Here is a 17,143-nt window from a genome sequence, read left to right as displayed (position 1 = left end):
CTATTAGCAACCACCGGGAGGAATGGGGATGAGTCGAGAGATTCTGCTGGAGCTTGATGATTTGCTTCAAGCCGAACGCGAGCTGACGGGGCTGCTTGCAGCCCTTCGGGCCGACGAACAAGAGGCGCGGGGCATGTATGCCCGCCTTCAGGATTGGAAGGGACAATCGGCCAATGTGCTGAGAGACCAGATCGAAGTCTTTTTCATGGAGATGTCTCGTCGAATCCGGGAGATCGAGGAGCAAAAAAGCGCCCTCGTCCAGTATGTGCAATATATGAAACAAGTCGATGGCGCATCTTGATGATCCACGAAGAATCGAGTGTACCATAAGCATCGGCCGCAACAAGGATAAATAAGCTGCTCCGGTTGAATACCGGAAGCAGCTTATACCTAGCGTTATTTTTCAGTGTCTATAATGGGCTCTTGACCAGTTAAGGATGTGGACGGTCTTGTTTTATCGTTAATCGTTGTAGTTTTTGTTGTTGTAGATTTTAATGATATGATCCGCATACTTCAAATCGAATATCATTCGCTCCTTCACCTGAGCATGTACGGAGGAATCCTTGCTCAGTTTGTTCATAAGCTGCCCCAAATCTCTACCGAGCTTGGCTGCTCTCTTGTCGATTGTTTTATTTTCGTTCAATTGGTTGACAAGCACCTTCAAGTCCCTTTTATAACTCTTCGCATCAGCCATTCCTTTATTCGGCACATAAATCTCATCGATCTTCCGGTCCATATCCATCAGGATGGTCTTCACGGACAACCCTGGGTTACTGAATGGAACGATGGCCTTATTCCGGTACATCCCCTGTTTAAGCGGCACGTTATATTGATCGCCGAAGTAAGACAGGAATTCGAAGTACGCGCTGCCTGATGTTCCTTTTTTCTGCGTCTCATAGGCCTGCTCGACGAGCACCGGCCGAGATACTTTGGCCTGTGGCCCGAGCCCCATCGTCACGTAAGAGAGGCCACCGGCAAGCTTTAATGTCTCTTCCGCATCATGCACAACCGCTTGGGCATCCAACTTATAGGACATTGGGAATACGTTGTCCAGATAACCATTTTGCAACCACAGCCCTGCCTCCTGCAGCTTGTAATACGGATTGGTGTAGAAATCGGAATAAACCGCTGCACTGATCGAAAGTTTCGGTGAAATCTTTTTTAATGCCGGTACAAGCTCTTTAACAAATCCCGTAATGATATCCATGCGGAACTGCTGCCATTCCGGCCACAGCTTATCGCCCGGATACAAATTCACCGGATCTACGTCTGTTTTAAATGTCTTCATAAACTGCTCACGGGTATAAGCGTCATAACCATAATCGATTTCCGTCCCGTAGTTATCGGGGTAACGGATGTAATCCAGATGCAGTCCGGCAACCGGGTATCTGGTCACCAGGTCGACATAGAGGTCGGTAATGAAATTCCGGACTTCCGGCAGTGCAGGATTCAGCCAGTAAAAAGTATGGCCGTCTACTTCCCAATAGTCGGCTCCATCCCGCCGGATCATCGACCATTCCGGTTTTTGCTCCATCTTGTTTCCCTCAAGAAATGCGTTTTCCACCCATGCATGGATCTCGAGACCGAGTTCATCGCCCACATCCATATACGCCTGAAGGACGTCAAACCCTTTGTACATCGGATTGTGAGGCGCAAGCGGATTGTCCGAAGGGTAAATCGTGTAGCCATCCCACCAAGTTTCCACATACACCTGATTCAAATTTGCATCCGCAATGAGCTTCAGATGCTGGCGCACTTCATCCATATTCGTCTCTAATGGACGCATCCAGATCGCACGATGGTCGACCTTGCGGGATTCCATGTTCAAGTTAATGACCTCATCCATCAGGCTGTCGAGCGCTGCTGATTTCAAAGTCATCTCGTCGTATGCCTGCTGCTCAATCAGCTTGACGATCTCTCCGCGGATGGCTTTGGCCTCCGCCATTTTCTGCTCGATCTTTGAATAAGGAACATCCATGTACATATCCTTCGACTTCTGCAGCAGCGCTGTCGAAGTCCCGATACGGTAATCGGCTCGATCCAGGGAGGATTGCGGTGTCAGCATAACCACCAGCTCTTTAGCCGTACGATTCATAGTTACGGTCGCACTTAGCTTAGCGTAGTTCTTAAGCCATTCTGCCTTCACGCCGTGGCCAGACAGAACAAAGCCTTTGTCCGGAATCAGAGAGTTGTTGCCACCAACGGATATGACTCTATGATTCTCATCAACGATGACCTCATAACCCCAGGCATTGGTGCCTGTTGTTTCTTTTCCATAATCACTGGTGTACACAATGAGCTGGTCACCCCCGCGGAATCCGTCGAAAGGCTTGTCGTTAGCTGAATCCCAGCCTCCCGGATTATCTTCCTTCGACTTCGGATCCACAGCATCATAAGCAATCCGACTCGCTAGATGCGTCTCTTCATGTACGATGATCTCCACAGGGTCACCCGTTTTGATCTCGCCGCTCGCTATCTTTGCATTCAGATCATTGTAATATGAAGACCCGGCTTGTACAGATAATACATGGCCTTGGCTTGGAATACGGGAATTGTTATACGTTTTGCCATCCGGCTTAGCCATGCCCGTAATGATGCCATTCTCAATGATAAGCTCAAGTCCCCATTGATTCGTATTGGTCGTTGCTCCATAACCGGCATCATACAGCACGACATCATTCTCGTCGCGATATGCATTTATTTTGTTAATCGCTATTTCGGCACCCTTCACGACGGCAAAACGGTTCATCTGTTTCGGAACCGCAACCCCATTCAGTATCAGCGCATCTCCGATGGCAATCGCTTTCATTTCTTCCTTGGCTGTGCCGGAAGCCGATATCACCACATTGTGCAGGGGGATATAGGTCCCTTTGGAGCCGTTCGTATTTTTCTCAAGTACGATTCCTCCTGAAACAATATATTCAACGACGGCATCGTTCTCAAACGGTGCTGTAAATGGAGCGCTATAATCTCTGGTATACACGGTAATCCCGTTTTCGCTGCGTTCGGCATTCACCGCGTCAACCACAAGTTTGGTGCCGTCAGGCAGCGTAATGGATGGGCTTGCTCCCATTCCCCCTTCCTGGGCCCTGGCTTTCTCAGGAGAGATCGACATGAGCGAAAAAATGAGGGCACAACACATAAGCACTGAAAACCATTTTCTAAAGTTCATCATTACACCTCCGGGTTATATACTAATTCTGTACCAGCAAAATGGATATACAATGGCATTGGTAAACGCTCTGTTATCACCTCCTTAAAGGCACCCTATGCTAGGGCGCCATCAAGATCATTTGTTCCTGCTTGTACTGATTCATCGCCAACCAGTGTAAAGTCCACCTCAAACATCCGATGCCAAGGGAGTTTAACATCCGCAACCTGCGGCTTCCCACCGGTCATCCCCATTAAATAGGTGCTGCAAAACTCATTCAGCCCTTCCTTGATCACCCCACGAAGCTCGTCTCCCCTTGATCCGAGATCCATAGGCGTCACGTCTAACTCCGGTAGAACCTCCGCTATGACTTCACTGCGGACAACTGTTTGATAGCCCCAATCCTCAATCAGCCTGCGCAGCATGAAGGACTTGCTTCTCTCCCTCCAGACTGCAATGGTTTCCTGCGGGGTCTCCTTACTGTAATAAGAAGCGATCACGGCATGAGCGATCACGGTCCCCAGCGTATTGCCAGAAGTATTCCGTGCGGCATAAGCACCCAGCAAATTCAGTTCATTGCCTTTGCTGAGCAGCTTCATCAGTTTATGGTCTGCGCCACTACAGACCGCCACGTCAGCAAGAGCGATAAACAATCCTTTTTTGGAATATGCCCGAAGTGCCTGTCTGAACTCATTCAAATGAATCTCGGAATGATAAGAGCAGCTACACTTCTGGGAGTTTTGGTAGGATTCATTCGTCTCTGATTGACTTAACGGCGGAGCATTTACCATGAGCACAAAATCCGATTCCGTAGAGGAATCAGCCATGAATACACCTGCAGCCGTCATGTGCGATTTAATGCTTTCATTCAAACTCCGATCCTCATACCTCGGAATCAAAAACGGACCTTGTGTTGACGAATAACGGACATAGGCTTCAGGAAAGTAATTTTTAATCTCACAAAATACGCCGGCCAAAAGCGTACAGCCTATCTCGTCTGCCCCCGGATAGAGCATCACGCGATCTACCAGATTGCTTTTGTCCACCATAAACAACAGCTCATGATGCTCTTTAGCCGAGTATCCATCCCTCCCATTGCCATCCAGTGGAATGACCAATTTATCGATGATTCCCTCGTCCGCATAACGTATAGCCATCCGGTTGACGTAAGCATTGGTAGCCCTACGGTCTGTGAAGTCAGTCAACACGTTAGAAGGAATTTTCATCGTCAGCTTCGTAAGCGAATTCATTTCGAATTCAGAAAGATTCTCCCGCTCGCCCTTATCCAGCATCCGTTTATATTCATATAGCTTTCTGCCATGCTGGGCACAATAAGACGGTTCTTCATCATCATTGTCATCAAACGGAACCCGCAAAATCAGGTTATTGGCGTAAATTTTCAGGGATGGATTGATGGCCTTGAGATGCTTCAGCAATTCTAGTCGGTCCTCACATTCCTTATTCGTTAGATGATGAAGTCTGGAAGGGACGATTCCCCCGTACAAAAGCAAATCGAGCGAAACAATCAACCTCGTCGCATCTACGACTTCCTTCTCCAGCCACTGCCTCAGCGACTCGTACTGAGCTGGCTGCTTCTTCATCCCCAGCAGGGACAGTGGCGGCACAATAAGCACCAGGTCAGTCATGGAAGCAAGCTGCACAGGGTAATGATAGTTGCAAGGCCGCTCGTCGAGCGGCAGGTATATAATTTTCTCGTTAGAAAATGTTCCGTTCATGAAGTAATTATCCTTTCACAGCGCCAGCGTTTACACCCTTGATGAAGTATTTCTGAAATGAAATGAATACAATCGCAATCGGAATGAGCGAAATCATGGATCCGGCTGCGACCAGGCGTGTGTTGGATACAAAGGTTCCTTTCAGCTTGTAAAGACCCACAGTTAACGGGTATTTTGAGCTGTCATCGAGTACGAGGAATGGCCACAGAAAGTTGTTCCATGCTCCGATAAAGCTCAAAATTCCGAGTGTGGCCAGTGTAGGCTTCACCATCGGCATCATAATGTTCTGCCATATGCGCCATACGCCCGCACCATCAATGACTGCCGACTCTTCAATCTCCTTCGGAACGGAAATCATCCCTTGCCGCATCAGAAAAATGCCATACGCGGAAACGGCGCCGGGTACAATAACCCCCGTCAAGGTGCCCAGAAGATTCATTTCGTTTAGAATCAAATAAATCGGAATCATCGTCACTTCTGCCGGGATCATCATCGTAGCCATAATCAAGAGAAAAATGGCCTGTCTTCCTTTGAACTGCATTCTTGCTAGCGGAAATGCAGCCAAGGACGCGAATATCAATGGCAGTGCCACGCCAAAGAAAGATAAAATAATGCTGTTCCAGAAGTAAACCGGTATCGGAAGCGAATTCCATACGGTTACATAATTTTCAAGCGTCCACTGCTCCGGAATAAAGCTCGGAGGCATGGTGTAAATGGCCTCGTTCTGTCCCTTAAGTGACGTTGAAAGCGTCCACAGAAAAGGCATAATCATGGCAAAAGCGATGAGTATCATCAATACGTAGGAGAGCGTATTGTTGATGACTTTCCGTTTGTTCCACCGTTTCATTCCGGACGAATGTTTTACTTGAGCGCCTGTAGCTTGATCTGCCATCATTCATCCCTCACTCTCTGTCCAAGTATCGTTTATTAATGACCGTCAGCAGCAAGATCGCCAGGAACAGCACAAAGGACATTGCGCTTGCACCACCCATGTGCAGCTTGGTGAACGCCTCGTCGAAGACCAAATATACGACCGTCGTGGATGATTTCAGCGGCCCGCCCTGGGTCATGGTCATCATGAGGGTAAACTCTTTAAACGCCCCCATTGTGGATACAACGGCCACAAAGAATATAACCGGACGCAGCATCGGGAATGTGATGACCATCTGCTTGCGCCAGAATCCGGCACCGTCCAAATCAGCTGCTTCATACAAATCCTCCGGCACGGATTGAAGTCCTGATAAATAGAACAGCATGTAATAACCAAGGCCCTGCCATACGGTTACAAGCGCAAGACTCGGAAGAACCATATGTTTACTTGTGAGCCACTTTAACGGCTCTGCTCCGAACAGACTCAAGATGTAGTTAAGCACCCCATCGCTCTGGAACATCCAGCTCCACAAAAAGGCTGTAACAACAACGGACACAAGTGTCGGAAAATAATAAATAAGCCGGAATGCCTTAACCCCAGCTAATCCCCGATTCACAAGCACAGCCAAAAACACCGGCAGAACCACCAAAGCAGGTGTAACTAAAATCCAGTAATAAGCCGTGTTGCGCATTGCTTTCCAGAATAGGTTATTACCCATTAGATCCTTGTAATTAGCCAGACCGACCCATTCGGCGGGGTTGATCACATCATATTTCGTAAAACTCAGGAACAAGGCAGCAAAGGCAGGGATTACGCTAAAAACCAGCAGCAGCAAACCAGCCGGGGCGAGAAACAGCCAGGCATGTGACTTTTTATACATAGATGCGAGCCTCCTTCGTTACAGCACCATCGATGCCAATAAATCTTCTTCAGCCGCACGAGCGCGGGGCTGAAGAAGATGGTTCCAAGCCTAACTCTTTATTGAAGCAATTCATTAACGGCAGCTTCCGCAGCTGCTACGGCATCCGCAGGCTCTAAATCATCTGCCAGCATACGTCTGAATTCTTCGTTAAGGGCTCTGTTGATATCCGCCAGATTCTCAACCGGAGGCAGTAAATCCAATGATTTCTCAAGCTGTTGTACAGCCAGGTAACGGCCTTTATCTACAGGATCCGTTGCGTCCTTGCCTGCTGCGAAGAATTCATCCTCTGCAGCTTTCTTCACGGAAGGCAGCACGGAGGATAACTTGCTCAACTCAAGCTGGTTCTCTGCATTCGTCACAAACTTCGCAAATTTAACCGCTGCGTCTTTGTTCTTACTCTTCTCCGATACAGCGATGTTCATTGTATTAACCGGAATATTACCGCTGCTGAAAGCAAATGCACTGGCTGCATCCGATTTTTCGTAAACCGCCGGGGACAAATCGTTGACTTGACGGAACAGGTTCGGCCCTGTTTGCCACCAAGCAAGCTTTTCCTGTGCATACCATTCTTGCGGCTTTGCCATTTCCAGCAAAATTTCTTCCGGAATCAGCCCTTCTTGGTTACGCTGCTTATACTTAGCGAAAATTTCAACTGTTTGTGGTACATTAAATGCAGCCTTTGTATAATCTTCATTCAGAATTGGGATTCCGCTGTACAGCAGCTCGTCTCGGATCGATGTCAGGGAATGCCCATAAGCGCCTGTCTTTTCCTTAATGGCTTTTGTCATCTCCCAGGCTTCATCCACCGTTGTTGGAGGGGCATCATAACCTGCTTCTTGCAGCAATTCCTTGTTGTAGAGCACAATATCGTTTGCCAAGTACCAAGGAAGCGCATAGGTTGATCCTTTATATTCGCCCGCTCTCCATACACCTTCGTAGAAGTCATCTTTGACATCTGCGGCAAGCTCGTCCATATTAGCCAGTGCCCCGAGTGCAGCAAGCTTCTTCAAGAATTCGGTGTTCAGGTTAACGACATCCGCCATATTGCCTGAAGCGCTGCCTGTCAACGTCTTCTGCTCAACCGCGTCGATCGGGATATCTTCCCACTTCACGGTCACCCCTGGATTGGCTTGTTCAAACGTATCAATCATGCCATTGATGTAATCATCGAAAGTCGGGCTCAGCGAGATTGTCCAAAACTTGATTTCTGAAGAACCTTCGGACTTACCAGCGGTATCGCCCCCTCCACTGGAGCAGGCTGCCACCATAAACATCATGCATGTAAGCAGTAAAGCGACCATTCTTTTAGATCTTTTCAAACCAAACGCCTCCCTTTTAAGTTCTATTTAGTCTAAAAACCATACAACTGAAAACCCTTTCATAAAAAGGCGGGGAATCGAATCAATTGAGGCAAAGCACAAAACTCGCATAACCCCTTATTTTCTTCCTTGTTGTATAATTGGTACAAATACAACATTACTGATTTTCATATGAAGTGTATATGACGGCATTTACCCTGTTTGTATCCAATTTAGACATGATGATTTTGTAGGAGGTTTTGGCTGCATGCAAATTATCCAAGAACCGATTGAATACCAGGACCCTCTCCTATGTATCAAAATATGGAAATTAGTCAACGATGGCCTGGAGTATCCCATCGAGTGGATATGGCATTATCACAAGGAGGTTGAATTTCTTACGGTTGAGCAAGGAATACTCGATGTACATACACCGGATAAAGTTTACAGGCTGAAAGCGGGAGACAGCTGTGTAATCGGCTCATCCCAGCTTCATTTTGGACGCAAGATCGGCACCGAAAGATTGGTATACATGGTGCTTCATATCGATTTGCACGCCTATTTCAATCCGGCCATTCAAATGTATTACCGTCAATTTACGGAGATTGACCAGCCGTTGGACCGACTAAACTATATCCTCGAAGAGAATACAGATGCCAAAAGGGAAATCGCAGGCATTATGGGAGAAATGCACGATGAGATGCAGGAGAAGAGGAGCGGCTTTGAGATTGCGACCAGCATGCTGGTCATCAAACTTCTGCTGACACTGTTTCGAAATGATGACCGTGGAACACTGAATCAAGAAGGTTCCAGGGATATCCCACTGCTGAAAGAGGTAATTTCTTATATCAACGCTCATATTGGGGAGAAAATCGAGCTGAAGCAGGTGTGCAAGCTGGCGAACATGAGTTACTCCTACTTCTCTAAGTATTTTAAAAAAATGTTGGGAATTTCCTTTACCGATTACGTAAATCGCAGAAAGATCCAGAAGGCGGAGCGCCTCCTGCTTACTCAAAACATGAAGGTGACAGAAATTGCTGAGGCAGTCGGAATCGAAAATATGGCGCATTTTTACGAACTATTCAAAAGATATACCGGCTGCAAACCTAAGGAGTATACCGCCAAGCTGCGCCCAGACCCGTACCTACCGTTGGTTAAGGCCCAAGAGTAAACCAAAAAACCGGCCTTGAGGTCAAAATGCAGGATATTCAGAAAAAAGCCTCGCCCTGAATGGGCGAGGCTTTTGGCTTATATTTATAGGATCCTGCTTTAGTCTTTAATCAAGGACAAAAACTCCGAGCGCTGCGCGGAATCGCTCTGGAACGTACCGCGTACAGCCGACGTTACCGTCTTGCTGCCCGGCTTCTTCACGCCGCGTGCGCACATGCACAGATGCTCGCCTTCTACAACGACCATAACGCCGTTAGGCTGCAGCGCCTCCACCATGATATCGGCGATTTGCGAAGTGATGCGCTCCTGCACCTGAAGACGGCGAGTTACCGCCTCTACCAAGCGTGCCAGCTTGCTCAAGCCGGCGATTTTGCCGCTCGGGACATAACCGATATGGACTTTGCCGAAGAACGGCGCCATATGGTGCTCACACTGGCTGTAATACACGATATCTTTCACGATGACCAGTTCCTCGTGATTCTCGTCGAAGGTAACCCCGAGAACGTCCTTGGGATCGACTTCGTATCCCGCAAAGATCTCTTCGTACATCCGCGTCACGCGGGCCGGTGTCTCAAGCAGACCCTCACGCTTGGGATCTTCACCGATCAGCTTCAATATTTGCTCTACATGGTACTCGATCTGCTCTCGGTTTTGGCCTACTTTATGGTTTACATAGTCCTTTACGCCCGCCACAGTACATCCCCCTTTCCGTTCCAAAGAAAAAGCAAACGGTTAACTTATAGCCGCTGTTAGCGGTCTTTTTAAATAGAAATGCCCCTCCGTCGTTCCATTTAGACGGGAGTGGGCTTTCTTGCATTATGATTTGCGTTTGCGGCCTTGCCCTTTACCCGGCATAGGCTGATTTTTCATCATTTGCTGTGCACGCTGCATCTGCTTGCTGTTCATGTTATACCCCATTTGTTTTGCCATCTTCTGCAGCATTTGCGGATCGTTCTGCATCTTCTCCAATTGCTTGCGCAGATAGAATACGCCGATGAAGAATCCGCCGACCAGACCCACGATCAATGTAATAATCGGAATGACAATATCCATCACTTGACCACCTTCTACTAATATCTGCCATTTCATGGCGCATACACGAACCTATCATAGCATGTCCTTTTCGTCACAGCAAATGAAAATAACGGATGCTTGGCAGCAGGCAGCTATCGATGATTACGCCTTGGTCAACTACGATCCTTTGCGATCCGGCATGGCTCCTTCGATCGTCAACAAGGTGCGTTTGATTTCCGGGCCGCCGGCATAGCCGATCAACGCTCCGTCGGCTCCTACCACCCGGTGGCACGGCACGATGATCGGAACGGGGTTCTTATTGTTCGCTCCGCCTACGGCTCGAACCGCTTTCGGACGTCCGATGGATTCGGCTACATCCTTATAGGAGCAAACCGTTCCATAGGGAATGGATTTCAGCGCTTCCCATACCTGCAGTTGGAATGAGGTTCCGCGCATGTCCAGCTGTACGTCGAAAGCCTTCAGTTCCCCGGCAAAGTACTGCTTCAACTGCGTGATCACGGGGGCTAGTCTAGCCTCGTCCCGTTGGTAGCCGCCGTTGCCAGCCCAGGTCCGCGACCACTGCTGGATGACCGCTTCCTTCACATAGAAGCTGCCGAATTCAATGAGACAAAGCCCCTTCTCCGTGGCGCAGACCGTCAGCGGTCCGATCGGAGATTGAACTTCATCATAATACAGCATTTCCGGTCCTCCTTCAGGGATGGCCATCGGCTCGACCCCCTGAATGACAGAACCCTCCTGCTCCGGATTGCCCCCATTCGAGGAACCCGGAACCCCGGCGGATGAAACTTCGGCCGCGGCTTGCGCTTCGGCAGGTGCTTCATTTCCAGCCGGTTCAGGCTTTAGTTTATTCAAGGCTTGCTGCAGCATATCTCGTACTCGGGAATCCCCTTCTGATTTCATGCTTTTCTCTAAGTTGTTCAACGCTTCTTCGCCTCCAATACGGCCCAGAGCCCATGCAGCGGTTCCCCGCAGCTCCGGGCGCGGGTCCTTCAGCAGTACTTCGCTCAGCTTCGGTACGGCTGAAATATCTTTAAAGTTGCCGAGCGCGATGACGGCATTGCGCTGAATCGGCTTACGGCCGCGCCAAGCGGCGGACGTATCTCCGAAGGTCTCCTTGAATTCCCGGTTGCTCATATCCAGAATGGGCAGGAGCAGCGGCTTGGCTTTTTCAGGATCGGGCTTGAAGTCCTCTTGATGAGTCCAGCTCTTGCCCCGGTTCTTCGGACAAACAATTTGGCAGGTATCGCATCCATATAGCCGGTTGCCGATCTTGCGCATGGCTTCTTCGTCCAGAAATCCTTTGGTCTGGGTCAGAAAAGAAACGCAGCGCTGGGCATTCAGCTGCCCGGGACCGACAAGGGCGCCGGTTGGGCATGCATCGATGCATTTGGTGCAGTCCCCGCAATCCTCGGTTACCGGCGAATCCGGCGGAAACGGGATATTGGTTACCATTTCGCCAAGGAATATCCAGGAACCGAACTTCGGAGAAATGATGGAGCAGTTCTTGGCACTGAAACCGATGCCGGCCCGCTGCGAGACGGCCCGGTCGACAAGCGCGCCGGTGTCCACCATGCTTTCAAGCTTTGCATCCGGCACGCGTTCCTTGATGTACGCCTCCAGGCGGCTCATCGCCTCCCGGAGCACATGGTGATAATCCCTTCCCCAAGCGGATCGCGCCATGATGCCCCTGTACTTGCCAGGCTCCGATTTCGGCGGGTTCTCCATCTTGGAGTGGTACGTTATCGCGATGGCGATCAGGGACTTCGGCTCGGTGCCGGGGAGTGCGGGAGTCACCCGCTTATCCAGGTCCGGCTCCTCGAACCCAGACTCATATCCCTTATCCCGATGGGATTGCAAAATCCCCTTCAGGGATTGGAACGGCTCCGCCGAGGCGAAGCCGATATCATCAATGCCGAGCTCAGGTGCAACGGCTTTTAGCTCCTGCTTGAGCTCCTCCCATACCGAAGGCGGAGGAGCGTACGAGCCGAGTGTGTAGGTCATTCTCCAGCGCCTCCTTTTCTGGGATGATGTTCTGTCTTAAGCTACAGCTTTCTGATCTCGGACAACGGCCAGAAAATAAATTCGGCCCTGCCCACGATGTCGCTTTCCTTCACGCTGCCGAACATGCGGCTGTCCTTGCTCTTTCCGAGGTGGCGGTTATCCCCCATAACAAAATACCTTCCCGCTTCCAGGGTAACGGGCTCAAAGCCAGGATCCTCGATCGGGACATCGGTATACCCTTCCTCTTGGGCCACGCCATTCACGTAGAGCTTCTGATCCTTTACCTCAATGGTATCCCCGGGTACGCCGACGACACGCTTAACAAGAAACTCCTTCTTGTCCGGGCCGTCGCTCGGATCCTTAAGCACAATGACGTCGCCGTGGCTCGGTTCCGAAAAGCGATAGACCACTTTATTAATAAAGAGCCGCTCCGATGCCACCAGCGTCGGCTGCATGGATTCGCCCTTAACCATAGACAGGTTAAACACAAACATATTTAGAAGCACCATAATAACAAATGCAATCGCAATCGTCTTTACCCAATCCCACAGCTCGGCGGCCCAGCCGTTCTTCTTGGCCGGTTGATTCTGAGGCCCGTTGTTCTCGCCATGCTCAGTTGAATCCGGAGGAATCACTTGTCCCATGCTACACCTACTTTACTTCGATTTCACCTTCGAGCATCGAGGGTGGCACCTTCAAAAACAGGTACATTAATAGAAAAGCATATCTCCCACCCATTTGCAACGGCTGAAAGATATGCTTCATATCGAAAAAATGTCGTTTCTTATCTCTGTCGAAGCTTAAGGCCGCCGTTTTGCGCTGCTCGTATGTACCGCTGTAGTCGCTGCAGCTATTGACCAAGGATACTGAGCTTCTGGAACGACCGCAGGATTTGGCTGGCACCGTATCCCATGGCTTCATAAAATGGCATGGCTGCGGCGTTGTGCTCATCTCCGGCTACCATGATCCGACTGACTTTCCGTGATTGAAAACGCTGTTCCATCGCTGATATCAAGGCTTTGCCAATCCCTTTCCTGCGATAGTCGGGATGAATGGCGATGCGGTAATAACAGCCATGATTGCGCTCGATCGTACCGATTAAGGCACCAACGATTTCACCGTTTTCTTCTGCCACCATAATCAGATCGGAGTCCCAAGCGAGCTGCCTGGAGAAAGGCTCCATCGTGTTTTCGTAGCATTCTTCCGATAAAGCAATCTGTAATAGCTCGGTTACGGGGTTACAGTCACTCAACTGAAAGGAACGAACATGCATTTCAAAATCTCCCTTTTCGTTAGCATGATGCGGTTTACCCGGTTTACAAAGATCTAGTATTCCGTTAACGCAAACCTGACATTTAAGTTTACTACAAAAAACCCGAAAATCCTGTTTCCTTGTCCATTAAACCACATCTTTCTCGTAAATTCACGAGTTTTCTTCTGAAAGCGCTTTATATGAAGCGTTTTCATTATTTTTGATGGATAAAATTCCATATTTTTGTTGAATGATCGATTCGTTTCCTGCTGTTAAACCATTAGCTCACGGTAAAAATCGCCCCATTAATTACCAATGAGTTTACATCATTGTCTCTATTTATTTTTGAAATCACCGGGCTACCTTTCCTGTGGCGATACATGCTGTAATGAGGGAGCTTGATGAAAAAAAACAGCGCTCCCCCGGCCATGTGCCTTTGGAGGAACGCTGCTTTCGTACATCCATGTTTACTGAAGAACGACGGTATCTCCCGCTTTCAGCCCTGACAAAACCTCGATTTTATCAAGCGTCTGCATCCCCGTCTCAATATCCTGCCGCTCGATCTGGCCGCCTCCCTTGTCCACCATGACATAAGAGCTATCTCCCTCCGTCATGACGGCCAGCTTGGGAACGACAACCGCCTTGTTCTTCCGTTTGGTCACGATCTCTCCGTTCAGCGTCAATCCGCCGATCAAGCGATCGTTCTTCGGCAGCGAGATGATGACCTTGAACTGCGGCGTCTGGGACGTCTGCTTCTCCTGAGCCGTCGCCTCGGCGAATTTGGCCACTTCCAACACCTTGCCCTTTAGCTTCAAATCCTTGATGGACGGCAGCTTGACCTCTACCGCCATGTCCGGCTGAATGCTGAAGATGTCGTTTTCCCCGACGTATGCCACTAACCGCAGGGAATCCAGGTCGACGATTTTGCCGATATACTGGTTAGCCGTCACCGATTGCGGCCGCTGCTGGGTCGGGTCGAACAGGAACAGGCCTGCTGCCGGAGATACGTATGTCGATTGCCTCAGCCTGTCATTCAAATCGGCAAGCGTTTGGCGTTCGATATCGTTGTTCACCTCGTCCAGCTGACTGCTCAGCCGCGCATTTTCCTGGTCTGCCAGCATTTTCAGGCGCTCCGCCTCCGTTGCGCCTACAGGCGCGTTGTCGAGATCCTGATTCAGCGTAAACTCCTTCAGCTCCTGCTCCAGCTTCCGCTTCTGCAGCTCCGCCTCCTTCTGCTGGAGCTGCTGGCGAATCGCCTTTTGCTCCAATTTGAAAAGGGCGTCGCCTTTTTTGATCTGCTGGCCGTTCTCGACGTTCCAGGACTCCACCTTCGCTTCAAAAGGGGCGTATACGTTCGTTTCCTTTCCGTATTCGGACGTTCCCTTGACCTGCACGGTCGATAGAATCGTTTCCTCAGTTACGGGGAATGAGATGACCTGCGGCTCTTCCATCATGGGAATCTCAGGCTCCTTGGGTTTCACCTGCCCATATCCCCAATATCCCACCAGACCCAGCACAGCAGCGATAACCGTCCATTTTATGATTTTTTTTATCATACCGATTTAGCTTCCTTTCCGAAACTCATGATCCTAATCCCGCTTGATGGCCAGCAGCGCATTCGTTCTTGCTGCGCTGATCGCCGGGTAAATCCCCGAGAATATGCCCGTCATGACGGCGAAAGCAATGCCGATCGGCAGCGTCTCCGGTGTAACGGCGATCTGCAGTCCCGACATGCCTGCCGAAGCCATGATGAATGAATTCAGCCCTTTGATGATCAAATACGCGAATACGATGCCAAGCAACCCGCCAAGCAAACCGAGCAGGCTGGCCTCTACGATGAACATGTTCCGGATTTGCGGCATATTCGCTCCCAGAACCTTCATGATGCCGATTTGCCGGCGGCGCTGATGCGTCGACATCGTCATGGCGACGATGATCGAAATCGAGGCCAGCAACAGAATAAATACGCCAATGCCGAGAGCGATCGCCTTGAAGGTGTCCAATTGGGAAGCAACCTGATCCCGCATGGCCAGATTGTCGCTCGCATTCAGCGCAAGCTTGGAGATCAGGTCCTCGAGCGGTTTAATATATTGCAGATCCTCCACTTTGACCGTTAGATTATCGTAAACCCGCTGTTTCGAAGTTGGCCCTTTTTGCAGATTCAAGCTGTCCGTCAGCCAATCTGCCGTGTCAAAGGATATGTAGGCCTGACGGTCATAGAATGCAAACTGGGCATCCCGCCCCTTGGGCACATCCAGCACGCCCCCGACGTAGAGCTGCGGGCTGAGCAATTTCTTGTCGTTGTCCATCTGCTCCAGCTGTACGTTCTTTCCGATCATTTCCGAAACGGTGCTCTCATACTTCTGGAACTCTTCCCATAGCTGCGGATTGTTGGGATCGGAATTCATCATATTGTTCAATCTTTCGCTCGTCTCCGCGTCCTTCCATCCGGTTGTCGCTCCGTAATTCAGCACCACGGCACCGATCTGCTCCAGCGGGCCGCCTTCCTTGAACCGGTTCCCCTGCTCTTGAAGCTTGGACAGGTCCACGGCCACGATGTTGATGCCTTCATGGATCAGGTTGTCGGACGAAATGGTCCGGAAATAACCGAGCTGCTTGGTGGCTACAACGGATTTGACGTGATTGAAGCCCTGAATGACCTGAACCTTATCATCCGTAAGCAATCCCCGTTCTCCTCCCGCCGATTGGCCGCCGCCTTCCCCTGGCCCGCCTGTGCTCTGGGGAGTCACCGTAATCTCGTCAAGTTTCATGCCGCCTATGATTTCCGTCTCCAAATAACTCTGGGCTCCGTTGCCAATGCTGATCGCTACGATAATAGCCGCACATCCGATCGAGATGCCGGTCATGCACAGGGCCGTTACCACTTTACGGCGTTTGATCTGTCCCCATGCCAGCCGTATGCTGTCTAAAAATCTCAGCTGACCTCACCTGCCTCCTCCGAATGAACCAGAACCCCGGACAGGGGCGAAGGGGCGCTCGGCCCCCGCTGCCCTCCCGTGGAAGTCGCGTAGTTCTCCGGCTGAACCAAATAACCGTCGCGGAGCATAATCGTTTTTTTCATTTGGGCGGCGACTTCCATCTCATGGGTAACGATGACAAACGTCGTTTTCATGGACTCGTTCAGCGACATCATGATTCGGATAATTTCCTCTTCCGTTTTGGTGTCCAGGTTGCCCGTCGGCTCGTCCGCAAAAATGACGGAAGGCTCGGTAATCAACGAGCGGGCAATACTGACGCGCTGCTGCTGTCCGCCGGACAGCTGGGACGGGTACAGCGAAGCCTTATCGCCGATCCCCGTCATCTCCAGAAGCTCCATCGCTTTCTTGCGGCGCTTGGACGGAGAGACGGATTGAAAAACAAGCGGAAGCTCCACGTTCTCCCGAACCGTGAGTGTCGGAATCAATTCGTAAGCCTGAAAAATAAATCCGATATGCTTGCGCCGAAAAACGGCAAGCTTGTTTTCCCCGTATTTGACTATATCCTGATCCGCAATATAAATATGGCCTTCGGTCGGTTTCATCAGCCCGGCCATCAGGTTGAGCAGCGTGGACTTGCCCGATCCGGAGCTGCCGAGCAGCGCAATCATCTCGCCCTTCTGGACTTCGAACTGGATGTTATGAAGCACCTTTAACACTTCGTTGCCGTTCTTAAAGCTGTGCGATACATTTTCCAAACGCAGCATGTTC

General features: G+C 50.1%; 15 protein-coding genes. 2 read left to right on the top strand and 13 right to left on the bottom strand.

Annotated elements, in window-relative coordinates; genetic code table 11:
- Window positions 1-28 precede the first annotated feature (28 nt).
- A complete protein-coding gene (locus tag M1D70_RS04295) occupies window positions 29-301 on the top strand; it encodes a hypothetical protein (RefSeq protein ID WP_009594866.1) in 273 nt (90 codons plus the stop codon).
- A gap of 159 nt (window positions 302-460) precedes the next feature.
- Here the strand turns inward: M1D70_RS04295 and M1D70_RS04290 are convergent, their stop codons facing one another.
- The 5 genes from M1D70_RS04290 to M1D70_RS04270 form a co-directional block, all read right to left on the bottom strand.
- A complete protein-coding gene (locus M1D70_RS04290; RefSeq protein WP_456289216.1) occupies window positions 461-3,073 on the bottom strand; it encodes a glycoside hydrolase family 10 protein in 2,613 nt (870 codons plus the stop codon).
- A 194-nt stretch (window positions 3,074-3,267) separates the two neighbouring features.
- Window positions 3,268-4,887 carry a DUF4127 family protein gene (locus M1D70_RS04285; RefSeq protein WP_456289215.1) on the bottom strand — a complete coding sequence of 540 codons (1,620 nt, stop codon included), beginning with the start codon at window positions 4,885-4,887 and terminating at the stop codon, window positions 3,268-3,270.
- Window positions 4,888-4,894: 7 nt separating this feature from the next.
- Complete coding sequence (locus M1D70_RS04280; protein ID WP_254664117.1) at window positions 4,895-5,782, bottom strand: carbohydrate ABC transporter permease; 888 nt, start codon at window positions 5,780-5,782, stop codon at window positions 4,895-4,897.
- Window positions 5,783-5,789: 7 nt separating this feature from the next.
- Window positions 5,790-6,638, bottom strand: a complete 849-nt coding sequence (locus tag M1D70_RS04275; protein ID WP_009594893.1) for a carbohydrate ABC transporter permease — start codon at window positions 6,636-6,638, stop codon at window positions 5,790-5,792.
- Between the two features lie 98 nt (window positions 6,639-6,736).
- Complete coding sequence (locus tag M1D70_RS04270; protein ID WP_456289214.1) at window positions 6,737-7,999, bottom strand: ABC transporter substrate-binding protein; 1,263 nt, start codon at window positions 7,997-7,999, stop codon at window positions 6,737-6,739.
- Between the two features lie 247 nt (window positions 8,000-8,246).
- On the opposite strand from M1D70_RS04270, the gene M1D70_RS04265 reads away from it, so the two are divergent.
- Entirely contained in the window at window positions 8,247-9,149 is a 903-nt protein-coding gene (locus M1D70_RS04265) for an AraC family transcriptional regulator (protein ID WP_456289213.1), read from the top strand.
- A gap of 98 nt (window positions 9,150-9,247) precedes the next feature.
- Here M1D70_RS04265 and folE read toward each other — a convergent pair whose 3' ends face one another.
- From folE to M1D70_RS04225, 8 genes are all read right to left on the bottom strand, one after another.
- Window positions 9,248-9,841, bottom strand: coding sequence for a GTP cyclohydrolase I FolE (folE, locus tag M1D70_RS04260; RefSeq protein WP_012819021.1), 594 nt, complete (start codon window positions 9,839-9,841; stop codon window positions 9,248-9,250).
- 123 nt (window positions 9,842-9,964) lie between these two features.
- Window positions 9,965-10,201, bottom strand: a complete 237-nt coding sequence (locus M1D70_RS04255) for a YneF family protein (RefSeq protein WP_009594912.1) — start codon at window positions 10,199-10,201, stop codon at window positions 9,965-9,967.
- 138 nt (window positions 10,202-10,339) lie between these two features.
- A complete protein-coding gene (gene queG, locus M1D70_RS04250) occupies window positions 10,340-12,184 on the bottom strand; it encodes a tRNA epoxyqueuosine(34) reductase QueG (protein WP_456289212.1) in 1,845 nt (614 codons plus the stop codon).
- A gap of 41 nt (window positions 12,185-12,225) precedes the next feature.
- Window positions 12,226-12,828 carry a signal peptidase I gene (gene lepB / locus M1D70_RS04245; protein ID WP_456289211.1) on the bottom strand — a complete coding sequence of 201 codons (603 nt, stop codon included), beginning with the start codon at window positions 12,826-12,828 and terminating at the stop codon, window positions 12,226-12,228.
- A gap of 206 nt (window positions 12,829-13,034) precedes the next feature.
- Window positions 13,035-13,457: a GNAT family N-acetyltransferase gene (locus M1D70_RS04240; RefSeq protein WP_012819018.1), complete on the bottom strand. Its 423-nt coding sequence runs from the start codon at window positions 13,455-13,457 to the stop codon at window positions 13,035-13,037.
- Between the two features lie 446 nt (window positions 13,458-13,903).
- Window positions 13,904-14,992, bottom strand: coding sequence for an efflux RND transporter periplasmic adaptor subunit (locus M1D70_RS04235; RefSeq protein ID WP_009594868.1), 1,089 nt, complete (start codon window positions 14,990-14,992; stop codon window positions 13,904-13,906).
- A 33-nt stretch (window positions 14,993-15,025) separates the two neighbouring features.
- Window positions 15,026-16,321 (bottom strand): ABC transporter permease, encoded by a 1,296-nt coding sequence (locus M1D70_RS04230; protein WP_009594873.1) that lies wholly within the window; start codon window positions 16,319-16,321, stop codon window positions 15,026-15,028.
- Between the two features lie 50 nt (window positions 16,322-16,371).
- Window positions 16,372-17,139 (bottom strand): ABC transporter ATP-binding protein, encoded by a 768-nt coding sequence (locus M1D70_RS04225; protein ID WP_009594875.1) that lies wholly within the window; start codon window positions 17,137-17,139, stop codon window positions 16,372-16,374.
- Between the last annotated feature and the right edge of the window lie 4 nt (window positions 17,140-17,143).

The organism is Paenibacillus sp. AK002 (genome assembly GCF_053903045.1).
The sequence above is the reverse complement of the archived record's forward strand: the minus strand, read 5'-3'. Positions and strand labels throughout refer to the sequence as shown.